This is a genomic window from Brevibacillus nigriterrae, assembly GCF_049846925.1.
Lineage (GTDB): Bacteria > Bacillota > Bacilli > Brevibacillales > Brevibacillaceae > Brevibacillus_H.
In genome coordinates, this window is the sequence record NZ_JBNCMT010000020.1 from 51,079 (window position 1) to 64,173 (window position 13,095).

The 13,095-nt window shown below is 42.8% G+C and carries 8 protein-coding genes; 5 read left to right on the forward strand and 3 right to left on the reverse strand.

The window, feature by feature from the left end; genetic code table 11:
* The 4 genes from ACPW7N_RS15605 to ACPW7N_RS15620 all read left to right on the forward strand — a co-directional run bounded on the left by ACPW7N_RS15605 (position 1) and on the right by ACPW7N_RS15620 (position 7,659).
* The gene (locus ACPW7N_RS15605) at positions 1-999 is read left to right on the forward strand and encodes an ABC transporter permease (RefSeq protein WP_425652029.1); all 999 of its coding nucleotides are present in this window, start codon (positions 1-3) and stop codon (positions 997-999) included.
* A gap of 288 nt (positions 1,000-1,287) precedes the next feature.
* Positions 1,288-2,076 carry an MBL fold metallo-hydrolase gene (locus ACPW7N_RS15610; protein WP_425652064.1) on the forward strand — a complete coding sequence of 263 codons (789 nt, stop codon included), beginning with the start codon at positions 1,288-1,290 and terminating at the stop codon, positions 2,074-2,076.
* Positions 2,077-2,164: 88 nt separating this feature from the next.
* Positions 2,165-6,121 (forward strand): Ig-like domain-containing protein, encoded by a 3,957-nt coding sequence (locus ACPW7N_RS15615; protein ID WP_425652030.1) that lies wholly within the window; start codon positions 2,165-2,167, stop codon positions 6,119-6,121.
* 164 nt (positions 6,122-6,285) lie between these two features.
* Positions 6,286-7,659: a sugar phosphate nucleotidyltransferase gene (locus tag ACPW7N_RS15620; RefSeq protein ID WP_425652031.1), complete on the forward strand. Its 1,374-nt coding sequence runs from the start codon at positions 6,286-6,288 to the stop codon at positions 7,657-7,659.
* 60 nt (positions 7,660-7,719) lie between these two features.
* Here ACPW7N_RS15620 and ACPW7N_RS15625 read toward each other — a convergent pair whose 3' ends face one another.
* Genes ACPW7N_RS15625 through ACPW7N_RS15635 form a run of 3 tightly spaced genes read right to left on the reverse strand, consistent with a single transcriptional unit; the run spans position 7,720 to position 11,458 of the window.
* The gene (locus ACPW7N_RS15625) at positions 7,720-9,462 is read right to left on the reverse strand and encodes a phospho-sugar mutase (RefSeq protein ID WP_425652032.1); all 1,743 of its coding nucleotides are present in this window, start codon (positions 9,460-9,462) and stop codon (positions 7,720-7,722) included.
* A gap of 11 nt (positions 9,463-9,473) precedes the next feature.
* Complete coding sequence (locus ACPW7N_RS15630; RefSeq protein WP_425652033.1) at positions 9,474-10,637, reverse strand: glycosyltransferase family 4 protein; 1,164 nt, start codon at positions 10,635-10,637, stop codon at positions 9,474-9,476.
* Between the two features lie 35 nt (positions 10,638-10,672).
* Positions 10,673-11,458, reverse strand: coding sequence for a DUF6492 family protein (locus ACPW7N_RS15635; RefSeq protein ID WP_425652034.1), 786 nt, complete (start codon positions 11,456-11,458; stop codon positions 10,673-10,675).
* Between the two features lie 161 nt (positions 11,459-11,619).
* Between ACPW7N_RS15635 and ACPW7N_RS15640 the strand changes: the two genes are divergently transcribed.
* Positions 11,620-12,993 carry a glycoside hydrolase family 18 protein gene (locus ACPW7N_RS15640; RefSeq protein ID WP_425652035.1) on the forward strand — a complete coding sequence of 458 codons (1,374 nt, stop codon included), beginning with the start codon at positions 11,620-11,622 and terminating at the stop codon, positions 12,991-12,993.
* The last annotated feature ends 102 nt before the right edge of the window (positions 12,994-13,095 follow it).

Here is a 13,095-nt window from a genome sequence, read left to right on the forward strand (position 1 = left end):
ATGCAGATACAAGCAAAAGAGCAACTCATCTCATTTATTTATAAATACGGTACCATCGGTGTGATTCTTTTTGTATTGGCGTTTTTTAGCTTCACGAATGAATACTTTTTCACTTATTCCAATCTGACTGATATCTTGCGGTCGATTTCCATCGTGACACTTGTCGCCATTGGTGTCACATTTTCGCTGATCGTGAATGGATTTGACCTGTCCGTAGGTTCTGTGGTCTCGCTTGCTACTGTCGTGTCAGCATCCATGATGGTCTGGTATGAACAAGGCGCACTGGTTACCTTGTTGATACCAATCCTGCTCGGATTACTGGTAGGTTTATTAAATGCGTTCTTGATTGTGAAAATCCGGATTCCTGATTTACTTGCGACTTTAGCGACGCTGTATATCGTCAGAGGGATTCATTTAACATACACGAAGGGATATTCCGTGTATTCCAACATGCCATTGCCCGACAATACAACAGCACCCGGCAAGTTAGGCAAATGGTTTCTTTGGCTTGGTCAGGGGGAGGTACTCTCTGTGCCTGTACCAGTTATTATCATGCTGTTGGCCGTGATCATCGTTCATTTCTTTCTGCAGTACACACGACATGGCCGTTTGCTCTACATGACTGGTGGCAATATCGAAGCAGCACGTTTATCAGGCGTTGCTGTTGATCGCTATCGGACGCTAGCCTACGTCTTATCCGGTTTGTTCTGCGGCATGGCGGGTATCCTGATGGCAGCCCGAATTGGAACAGGTCAGGTAAACGGCGGTGAACCGATCCTGATGGATGCCGTTGCGGCTGCGTTTGTAGGCTTCTCTGTGTTTGGTGCTGGAAAGCCAAATGTCATTGGCACATTTTTGGGAGCTGTGCTAATCGGGGTATTGCTGAACGGACTGACGATGTTGAATCTTCCTTACTACGCATTCGATATTGTCAAGGGAATTGTTCTCGCCTTGGCTTTGGCGGTCACGTATTATCAGCTCCGCAAGAGAAATCGCTAATTGTGACCGCATTGTTTGCCATATCTTACAATTGTTCCACCTGAAACGATGACATTTCCGTTATTTTTAACTTTTTCATCTTTTGATAAAAGGATGATCTGCTGTAACAGCAATGATTCGTACATTGAAGGAGACTTCGTCAATGAAGGAGACGTACTAATTGAACTTGAATAAGAAACTGTAACAGAAAGACAACTCCCATTTCTTACTATGAGAGAAGGGAGTTTGAAATTATACCGAAACTAACGAAACTACCGAAATGAAATGGAGAGGAGAGGAACTGATTTGATGGAGATAGTCACCCATGAAAACGTGATTTGTGTGAAAGGAGGAACCTCACTTGCTGTCTATCTGTATTTAGTAGATGGCATGCTAATCGACACACAATCGCATAACATGTTGGAACAACTAATCCCGTTTTACGAGACGAATACGATTCACTCCGTCGCATTGACCCATAGTCATGAAGACCATGTAGGAACAGCTGCCTGGTTGGAGCAGAACAAAAGCATCCCGATTTACATTCACCCTTCATCCATAGAGTTTTGTTCGATGCCAACAACATACCAGAAGTATCGTCAAGATTTTTGGGGAATTCGAGAACCATTTTCCGCACAGCCACTGATCGATACGATCGATTCCAATCGGTACACGTGGAAGGTAATCGAGACACCAGGGCATGCTGAAGATCATGTCGTATTTTACAACGAGGAAACTGGACAATTATTTTCGGGGGATCTATTTCTTACTCCGAAGCCAAGGATTATCATGAGCCACGAATCGGTTCCTACCATTATGCATTCCATCCGAACGGTTCTAACCCATGATTTCGAATCAATGTTTTGCTGTCATGCGGGCTATATAGCAGACGGAAAACAACTGTTGCAAATGAAACTGGATTTTCTGGAAAACATCTGTGGAGAAATCCTTTATCTTCATCAGCAAGGGCATACCATTTCCGAGATAAACAAAGAACTATTCCCAAAAGAGGCACCAATTATCACAATCTCAGAAGGACAATTTGACTCCATACATATTGTTCGCTCTGTCGTGACCGAAATGGGAATAAAAATATGAACTACCTATCCTTTGGGTAGGGTACATTTCCCCTAGTTACTGCTACACTCATTGGGTGAATATAGCGTACTTGGGGGGATTTGGAGAAATGAGAAGGAGCAGGCTGCATCTGTTTTTTGTTTTTGTATTGCTCTGGGGGATAGTAGTAGGTAATGGGAATCAAGTGGTCCATGCCGCAGAACGTACCGGGAAAATTTTATCATATTTTGTTAACGGTAATTCTGATTATGTGGTTGAAACATACGTTTATAGCAAAGATGGCCTTGTATCAGAAGGGACTACGATTCCAGATAGCGTGAGGTGGGTTGTAGTTTCTAAATACAAAAATAAATGGAATGAATTGATCGAGAGCCCGAGGTATATGTACAACAAGGATGGAGAAACCCTTACTATCGACGATCCATGGAAGATTCCGGCAGATGCGAGATGGGCGACCATATACCAATTCGTAATCGTTGCTCCGAATCACAGTTTTGATCAAACATATTTGTATAGCACGGATGGAATTACTGAACAAACAGGTAAGTCTGTACCTGAAAATGCTGTGTGGGCAACACTGTATGATAGCCATAATGGATGGGGTAGCAGACTAGTTAATATGTCCTTTACAACGTACGAGCGTACGGATAACATTCCTCCGACTGGTGAGTTTTTGATCAACGGTGGGGCACTCGGCACCAATCATGAAAAGGTGTCATTAAGTATCACCGCATCAGATGATAGCCCATCAGTAGAAATGCGGTTATCCAATGATGATTCCACATGGTCTAGTTGGGAGCCTTACCGAAGTAGTAAGGAATGGTATTTGACTACAGGCGAAGAACAAAAAAACGTCTACATGCAGCTGCGTGACCAAGCGGGTAATACGGTGAAATTGAAACAGCAGATACTGCTGGACAAAACGGCACCGATCATCATGGGAGCAACAGATGGTGAAACGTATCAAGCCCCTGTGACTCTCACATGGAGTGAAGGCACGGCTATCCTGGACGGGGTATCGATTCAACAGGGTCATATAGTGAAAAGAAATGGAAATCATTTGCTGACGGTGACAGATGCGGCAGGCAATGAAAAAAAGCTTACCTTTGTGATGGCGATCCCTGCACCGGTTGTAGCCATACAAATCAATCAAGGGGCAATCGTAACGAATAAAAAGGAAGTAACCTTAGGCTTAACAGCATCGGGTGGGAGCGGGAACCTGAAGATGCGTTTTTCGCATGACAAGGAAACCTGGAGCGACTGGGAACAGGCAGGTGCAAGTCTTTTGAAACCTTGGATTCTGACAGATGGAGATGGACAGAAGAAGGTTTTCCTGGAGCTGCAAGATGAATCAGGTGATCCGGCCGTTTTTGTTTCAGATGACATTGAACTGGATACGACGGCTCCTATCATTACCGAAGTAGCAGATGGCGAGACCTATCACGAGCCTGTGACGCCGAAATGGAATGAAGGCACTGCTAAACTGGACGGACTCTCCACTGAATCTGGTGAAATCGTGATAAAAAATGGACAGCATACGCTGGTTGTCACGGACTTAGCAGGTAATGTGACCACTGTTTCCTTTGTTTTGGAAATATTTGCTCCAGCGATTGAAGTACAAATCAATCAAGGTGCGGAATATACCAACAAGACAGAAGTAACCCTGGAAATCAAGGCATCCGATGAAAAGGGAAACGAAATGATGCGTTTATCCAACGACAAGAAGACATGGGGACCTTGGGAACCAGTGCAATCACCAAAAACTTGGCATGTCGATGCAGGTGATGGGAAGAAGACGGTTTACCTGGCGTGGAAGGATGCATCGGGTAACTTAATATCTGCGTCAGATACGATCACTCTGGATACGACAGCACCCGCCGTCACAGGGGTAGAAGAAGGACAGAGCTATCAGGCGCCTGTGACACCATCCTGGAATGAAGGAACTGCGACACTGGACGGAAATCCGTTCCAATTAGGCGATTCTGTAAGTACAAATGGGCAGCATACGCTCATTGTCACCGATCCGGCAGGAAATGTAACCTCCCTCTCCTTTGAACTGGAGATTGCCGCACCAACTGTTGCCGTGGTAATTAATCAGGAGGCTGAATACACGACCAAAACCGATGTGATAGTAGCAATCAATGTTTCAGGTGAGATTGGAAACAAGAAGATGCGTTTTTCTCACGATAGTAAGTCGTGGAGTGATTGGGAGCCAGTACAAGAGACAAAATCGTGGAAACTGGCAGAAGGAGATGGCTTAAAGACGGTTTATTTGGAGCTTCGGGATGTTGCAGGGAATATCGTTACTGCATCAGATAACATCATTTTGGATACGACTGCCCCCGAGATTACTGGAGTGGAAGAAGGCAAGAGCTATCAGGCGCCTGTGACACCATTATGGAATGAAGGAGCAGCGGTACTGGACGGAAATCCGTTCCAATTAGGCGACACTGTAAGCACAAATGGACAGCATACGCTCATTGTCACCGATCATGCAGGAAATGTTACCTCCCTCTCCTTTGAACTGGAGATTGCTGCACCAACTGTTGCCGTGGTAATCAATCAGGAGGCTGAATATACGACAAATAGAGATGTGACATTAGCCATCAATGTATCTGGTGAGATCGGAAACAAGAAGATGCGCTTTTCTCACGATAGTAAGTCGTGGAGTGATTGGGAGCCGGCACAAGAGACAAAATCGTGGAAACTGGCAGAGGGGGATGGCTTGAAGACGGTTTATTTGGAGCTTCGGGATGTTGCAGGTAATATCGTTACTGCATCAGATACCATCACTCTGGATACGACAGCACCCGTCGTCACAGGTGTTAAGAATGGGGAGACCTATCAAAAAGCCGTAACCATTACCTTCAATGAAGGAACGGCAACGTTGAATGGTTCGCCATTCCAATCAGGCAACACGGTTAGTACGAGCGGTTCTTATACATTGTTGGTAACAGACAAAGCAGAGCATGTGACGAAAGTGGAATTCCGTCTGAACCTGCAACTACCACCACCGCCGCCACCTCCACAAACCTATTACCCGGTTACAGGAGTACAACTGGATCAATCTGAATTGGAATTGTTGCTGCATGCAGCATCTGTCACCTTGAAAGCGGATGTGCTGCCTTCAAATGCGACGAATAAAAGCGTAACCTGGAGCAGTAGCGATCCCGAGGTAGCAGAAGTCAATCAGAACGGGACTGTTACTCCAAAAGCGGAAGGGACTGCCAAGATTACGGTTACGACGCTTGATGGCAACAAAACAGCGACCGCCGTGGTTGTGGTGAAACAAGATTTGCAATTGAAAGTTTCCAAGAATGAATTCCGCTTGAAGCCCAACGCTTCCATGACTTTCAAAATTTACGCTGTCAGCGGAGGCAAGAAAAAGGATATTACGAAAAACAAAGATACCCTCTATGAAGCAGAAGACGAATTGGTTACGGTAACAGCAGGAAAGGTGCGAGCAGGAAAGAAAGAAGGTTCCTCCGTCATTACGATTGGCTACCAAGGTAAGACGATAGAGATACCCGTTACGGTAACGAGTGTAACCGTCACTTCACTAGAAGCAACACACCAGCAGGCTGTACTGGAAACAGAGAATGAACTGCCAATCAAGATAACTGCGATCTTTTCGGACAAAAGCAAAAAAGACGTCACTGAACTGATTGAGTGGAGCGTTAAAGATTCAAAGATTGCCTCTATTTCAGCAGAAGGCACCCTGACTGCCAAGAAAAGTGGTGAAACCGAGATTACCGCAACGTACGGTGGAAAGAAACGCATGATCAAAGTGCTGGTGATGGACGAGAAAAAGCCAGACGAGATCAAGCTTAACCTCTCTAAAGTGGACATCAAGGTAAAGAAAACCGCCAAGTTGGTACTGACCGCCTACTATCCCAATGGATTTGAAGAAGACATCACGGTCAAGGCAAGCTGGTTGTCTACAAACAAAAACATCGCAACCGTGAAAAAAGGTGTCATTACTGGAAAAGCTGAAGGAACGACTGTAATAGTTGTCAAATATGGTGGGGAAGAACTCGAAGTAACTGTAAATGTGACAAAGAAATAGGTTTTCGTATCAATGATACAAAGGTCGTCTTGTTATGAAACAAGGCGGCTTTTCACGTTTGATTTGATTGTTTCACCTATCCCTTAACAAAAAACTTGTTCATATAATATTGCATCTAGACAAGTTAATAAAGTCCATCAGGGAGATAGATTCGAGGTGAAATCATGAAACTAGTCTTACTATCCGGGGGATCAGGCAAGCGCTTGTGGCCGCTTTCTAACGTTTCCAGGTCAAAGCAATTTTTGAAAGTACTGACAAACGCAAACGAACAAGATCAACGAGAATCCATGGTACAACGGCTATGGAGGCAATTAGCAGCATGTCAGCTCCTGGACGATGTCTATATTTCTACGAATATTAAACAAGTAGATATTATTCAAAATCAGTTAGGCTCGGATGTCTCCTTACTGATTGAACCTGAAAAAAGAGATACCTTTCCTGCCATTGTATTAGCTGCATCCTATTTGCATTCACAAGTAGGTATTGATTCCGATGAAGTAATCATTGTGATGCCTGTCGATCTTTATGTGGACATCGATTTTTTTCGTATCGTAAGAGAGTTGGAAAATGTGATTCACCACTCAGGTAAGAACATTGCTTTAATAGGTGTATCTCCTACCTACGCCTCCACCAACTATGGGTATATCATTCCAAAACAGGATGAAGACAAACAAGATGCCAGAACCTATCATCTGGTGGAAAAATTCGTGGAAAAACCAACGGAAATGGTTGCACAGCAATTGCTTGAACAGAAAGCACTGTGGAACTGTGGCATTTTTGCTTTTTCATTGGGGTATCTGTTAAAGCAGATGGAGAAGCGGGGATTCCCTACTAAGTATGATGAATTGATTGCGATGTATGACAAATTGCCAGTGATTAGCTTTGATTATGAAATCGTCGAGAAGGAAGATCAAACGGTTGTACTGCCGTTTGATGGCGAATGGAAAGACATCGGAACCTGGAATACGCTAACGGAAACGATGCAAAATTCGCTGGTTGGAAAATGTTATAGGAGTCTGGATTGCACGAACACACATATTATCAATGAATTAGATATCCCTGTAGTTGTAGTTGGGATTTCCAATACTGTAGTGGCAGCGAGTTCCGAAGGGATACTGATTTCTGACAAATCTACTAGTCATCATATCAAAGAAATTATGAAAGACGATCAACAGCGGCCCATGTTTGAGGAAAAGCGCTGGGGTTGGTATCGAGTATTGGAGTATAAGGTACAAAGCGCAGGAAGAGAAGTGTTAACCAAGCGATTGTGCATTTATGCAGGTAAAAACGTAAGCTATCAATACCATCATAACCGTAGAGAAGTCTGGGTAATAGTTGCGGGTGAAGGGGAGTTTATCCTTGATGGGGTTCTGTCTATTATAAAAGCTGGAGATGTGATAGATATTCCAGTGGGAGCCAAACACGGAATCAAAGCCATTCAAGATCTTGAGATGATTGAAGTTCAATTGGGAAGCAAACTAGAGGAAGAAGATATCGTTCGTCTTTCTTTCGATTGGGAAGAAATAAAGAAAACCTAAATATCCCTAATAAAAGCCTCCAGGATCTCTACCATTCACTGGAGGCTTCATCATGTTTATTTATAAACGTTCGATTTCCTTAACTACCGCTTCCTTCAATTGCTCCAGCATTTTCTTGCTTTCATTCCAGGTTGCTCCCTTAACACCGAAATATAGCTTGATCTTTGATTCAGTACCTGAAGGCCGAATGCAGAACCAGATGTCCTGTTCCAGTTGAATTTTGATCGCATTGCTTTTGGGGAGTGAAAGGACAAGCGTTTCACCTGTTCGCAGGTCTTTTCGTTCTCCTGTTACATAATCTTCAATTGCCAGGATTTTTTTATCGATGATATGCGTAAATGGAAGGCTTCGAAAGTGAGCAAGAATCGCTTCGCTTTTCTTTTCTCGATCCGCCCCTTGCGTATGAAAGGAAACTAGATCTTCCAAGTAGTAACCGTATTTTTGATACATGTGAAGCAGTACATCATATACGCTTTTTCCTTGTGCTTTGTAATAGGCGCATAAATCTGCCATGACAATTGCTGCCTGGATCGCATCCTTATCTCGGACAAGATCAAAAAGCAAGTAGCCATTACTTTCTTCGTATCCAAATTGGAATACATACTCACCAGTTCGTTCAAATTCATTGATCTTTTCTCCGATATACTTAAATCCTGTGAGCGTATCAATGGTTTGCTGTCCAAAATCGGAGGCAATGGCACGCCCCATTTCGGATGTCACCACTGTTTTTACTACTGCACCAGAGGAAGCGAGTAATCCTAAGTCTTGTTTGATCGTTAAGAGGTAATATAGCAAAAGAGCCCCAATTTGATTGCCCGTCAGTACAGTAAATTCGCCCACCTCATTTTTTACTGCCACTCCGAGACGATCTGCATCAGGATCGGTGCCCATCACAAGGTCAGCATTTTCTCTTATTCCATACTGGATCGCTAACTCGAATGCACGATGATCTTCAGGATTGGGTGATACAACGTTCGTAAAGTCGGGGTCTGGATATGCCTGCTCCTTGACGACAGAAACGTTTTCATACCCGAACATTTTTAATCCTTGCAGGACTGTTTCGTATGATGTTCCGTGAAATGGAGTAAAAACGATCTTCACTTGATTCATAGCCGGTAGCATGCCTTGTGGAACGATGCGGCGATTTCTAATCTGCTCCAAATACGTATCACGGATTTCATTTCCAAGCATAAGGAGGAGACCCTTTTGAATTAGATCACCTACTTCAGCAAATGGTATCTGTAATTCATCTTCCACTTTCTGTATGTGTGACATGATTTGATTTGCGGCTTCCAATGTAATTTGCCCGCCCGAATGATTATATACCTTATATCCGTTATCTTTGGGTGGATTGTGACTGGCAGTAATCACAATACCAGCGAATGCACCAACATACCGTACAGCAAACGAGAGAAGTGGAGTAGGGGAGAGTTGATTGAATAAAAAAATCCGAATGCCATTTTGTCCAAGGACTTTGGCTGCTTCCATGGCAAAGGTTGCAGAGTTATGTCGGGAATCATACGCAATCACGACTCCGTTTTGCTTTGCTTCTTCCCCGTGTTCTATCAAATACCGAGCCAAGCCTTCTGAGACCTTACGTATTGTATAGATATTGATACGATTGGTCCCAGGTCCCATCTCACCTCGTATTCCTCCCGTCCCGAATTCGATATTTTTATAGAAACAGTCTTCAAGTGTTTTTTCATCATTTTGCAACTGTACGAGAAGACGACGGAGTTCATGCTCTAATTGATCGTAGTTCATCCAATGATCATAGCATGGTTTCCAGCTACTAGATGACATCTGGTTCACCCCTATTTAGAACCTTTGATGACTTTATAGATCACATGCTTAAATAGGATACCTGCCCGATTCCAATTGAATCGTTGCACATCTCTTCTACCTTGAGCACCTTTTATTCTGCATAGAGCTGGGGAGTTGTAGGCTTTTCTCATCTCTCTTTTCAAGCTCTTGATATCTGGTTCAGCCCATAATTGTCCTTTTTGTGCAAACAAGTAGCGGAAGGGGCGTGCAATGGCGTGCTTGCTATTCATACTGATTGCAGGATTTCTTAACTGATATTTAACTAAAAACGAATTTCTGGCCTTTAGAAAGTCCATGTGACCACCCCATGCAGTGGCGATTACTGGAACACCACTTGACAAAGCTTCCAGAAACGGTAAGCAGACTCCTTCTCCGCGTGTAGGAAGAACAAAGGCGTTTCCGAGTCTGTAGAGTCCTTTCAATTGACCCGTACTCATATATTTGGGTAGGACAATTACCGGTGCTCTATTTGGTTTTACTTTTAGCTTTTTGCGATAGTTTAGGATTTTTTGGCGAATCCAATTGACGGTTTCATAAGATTGGTATCCTTTTGTTCTAATAACGAGTGCTACCTTATCTTTTTGAGAAAACTCTTCCCAAAAGGCTCTTAACAGGGTTTCCGGATTCTTGCGATGCTGAAATCCAAAAACTGATACAAAATTAAACTTGCCATAGGTGCCTCTCACTGATAATTTCTTGTTCCATGGTACAAAAGCATTCCATTGTACCCCATGGGGAACGATAAAAATCGGAACTTTTACTCCACTGCTGAGGAGTGCCCTTCGATTCTGCCAAGAGGGAACGCATATCGCATCAAACTTGTTAATATTGGACATCCATTGTTTCGGTATTTTCGTTGTTTCCCATACGATATTTAAAATCATATAATGAAATCTTTTTCTCGCTTTTGTCATGTTAATTGTATTGGGAGAATGGTGATAAATTAAGATTTTTCGTTTGTTTCGAGCATAGGGCTTTCTGATCAAGAAAGCCAACGTCGGGTTTTTTAAAATCATCGGTGACCGTTTACTAGTAGTTTCAATTTTAATATCTACCCCTTGTCGAGCTAGTGCCAATGCATATTCTCGACTAGCTAACCCTAAACCACTAGCTCTATCGACTGGACCTTTCCATATGACTTGATAATTGGCCATAGATTCACCTACTTAGGGAATGGTATCTGTGAAGTTCATCGATTATACGCACTTCGTTTATGAAAAGAGAGTGATCGGAAACGTTTGGCGAATTCCTCTCTTTGTGAACTGGAAACGGAGGAAGCATTCGTATACAAGCTTTTATTAGAAGCCTTTTTGATAACAAAACTGCCGGGATACTTGGAATAAATAAAATTGCCATATGATTCAAATTCGGAAAAGCCAACCTTACTTGCTTTGTTTGTGCATTTGATAATAGCCGAATACCATTTTCGTTTCTGTTTGGATTCTATCTTTTTTTTGAAACGGGCAAGTTTCGATTTCTCGAAAAGCATATAGTGGGTTACAAAAGAGTGCGGTGATTTTGCTTTTTTGCCAAGCAATCTTTTATAGGCTCGAAAGTACTCTTGATGACTCCAGTATCTGCAAAAATACACCGTTTTCTTCTTCTTTCTGAAAACATGTGGACGTATAAACACCGTGTCAGCATCGATAACCAAAATAAACTGTTGGGACGCAAACTTATCACAATTCAGTTTCAACAATTGCTGAAATAGCCATCCGGATCGCTCCCATTTTGCGCTTTTATAATCAATATCACTTTTTTTGATTGGCAGGACAAAATTTTCGTTGATAAATGTACATTTTTTTTGGTTACACAAACTGATGATCCTAGGGGACGGAGGAGCTACGATCATGATTTTTCCGATCGGATGCTTGACGAATTTTCTGATGGCATCAATTACATGCGGCAAGGTATTCAAATCTTTTTCGATAGCAGGAATAAAAATATCAATTTTTTCATTTTTCGGATGGGACATCTCACCATCTCCTTCGGTGCATTTAGACTATCATATGTAGAACAAGAGATAATGCCTGTTCAGGAGCGGAGCACAGCAAGCATCACCGCTATGTTGGTGGGATGATCAATACTTTTTCATGAAATCATCATTTTGTGGCAACCTACCAGTGAGGTGATTTCATGAACAAAAAAGTATGGTGTAATGTGCTGGTAGCTGCACTATTGGCTTCAGCCTGCAGTATGGGAAAAACCGACGGAAATCCAAAAATGAATTCTTCAACTAACCATTCAGCGCCACAACACTCAATACAAGGCAGTGATGGAGCACGGATAGCTGCAACCCGCTCGTCAGCAAGAATCCATGTAGTACAGCCAGGCCAATCCTTATATAAAATTGCGAAACAATACGGGCTTTCAACGAAGTCAATTGCTGCTGTAAATAAATTGACTTCACCGACCCGACTTGTTGTAGGACAGACTATTGTTATTCCGAGCAACAGAGGCATGAGAGCAGCAGCCATTGAACCTGGACATCAAACGGTCCAAACAAGAGCCAAAAGGGCCGGGTACCAAATTGATGTGAATGCCTATATTGAACCACGTGGGCATGTTACTCCAAGGCAGACACAAACAATCCGGGAAATATCGCCTTATTTGACGTACCTGGCCCCCTTTAATTTTCAAATCAAAAGAGATGGAACACTTGCCCATCCACCCTTGGCAAACATGCCTGTCATTGCCAGGCAAAATCATGCGATTAGTATGATGGTCGTGACGAACCTGGAAAATGATCAATTCAGTCCGGAATTGGGAAGCCTGATTGTACGAAATGAACAATTTTCCAACAAGGTACTCGATAATATTATTCGGACAGCCAAACAGTTAGGCTTTAAGGATATCCACTTTGACATCGAACACATCAAACCCGAAGATCGAGATGCATTTAACCGGTTTCTAGAAAAGTCTGCCCGAAGAATTAAGTCCTCCGGGTTTCTGTTCTCAACTGCTTTGGCACCCAAAACCAGTGCTTCGCAAAAAGGTGCTTGGTATACCTCTCATGATTACAGGAAGCATGGGCAATTGGCCGATTTTGTTGTCATTATGACATATGAGTGGGGTTTTTCAGGAGGACCGCCGATGCCAGTAAGTCCCCTTCCAGAGGTTCGAAAAGTATTGGAGTATGCACGAACAGAGATCCCTGCAGCCAAAATTATGATGGGTCAAAACCTTTATGGATACGATTGGACGCTTCCCTTTAAACCGGGAGGAAAGTATGCAAAAGCGCTTAGTCCGCAAGAAGCCATTGATTTGGCCAAAAGGGAAAATGTATCAATTCAATATGATTGGAAAGCACAGGCTCCGTATTTTTCTTATGTAGATGACGCAGGAAAAAATCATATGGTTTGGTTTGAAGATGCCAGAAGCATTCAAGCCAAGTATGATTTAATCAAAGAATTAGGACTGAAAGGAATAAGCTACTGGAAGTTAGGGCTCGACTTTCCACAAAATTGGCTTTTGCTTACGGAAAACTTTAACGTTGCGAAAAGAGAGTAAAAAATGGAAAGAACTCTACTAAAGGTAGGGTTCTTTTTTTGTTGATTTTGCTAGAATTCAAACAAATTGATGTAATCCCACTAGTTTACATTTCAAAAATGG

Excerpts from the sequence above, each read along its gene's own strand:
- ACPW7N_RS15625 (WP_425652032.1), bottom strand. The coding sequence starts at position 9,462 with ATGTCATCTAGTAGCTGGAAACCATGCTATGATCATTGGATGAACTAC.
- ACPW7N_RS15610 (WP_425652064.1), top strand. The coding sequence starts at position 1,288 with ATGGAGATAGTCACCCATGAAAACGTGATTTGTGTGAAAGGAGGAACC.
- ACPW7N_RS15615 (WP_425652030.1), top strand. The coding sequence starts at position 2,165 with ATGAGAAGGAGCAGGCTGCATCTGTTTTTTGTTTTTGTATTGCTCTGG.
- ACPW7N_RS15605 (WP_425652029.1), top strand. The coding sequence starts at position 1 with ATGCAGATACAAGCAAAAGAGCAACTCATCTCATTTATTTATAAATAC.
- ACPW7N_RS15640 (WP_425652035.1), top strand. The coding sequence starts at position 11,620 with ATGAACAAAAAAGTATGGTGTAATGTGCTGGTAGCTGCACTATTGGCT.
- ACPW7N_RS15630 (WP_425652033.1), bottom strand. The coding sequence starts at position 10,637 with ATGGCCAATTATCAAGTCATATGGAAAGGTCCAGTCGATAGAGCTAGT.
- ACPW7N_RS15635 (WP_425652034.1), bottom strand. The coding sequence starts at position 11,458 with ATGTCCCATCCGAAAAATGAAAAAATTGATATTTTTATTCCTGCTATC.
- ACPW7N_RS15620 (WP_425652031.1), top strand. The coding sequence starts at position 6,286 with ATGAAACTAGTCTTACTATCCGGGGGATCAGGCAAGCGCTTGTGGCCG.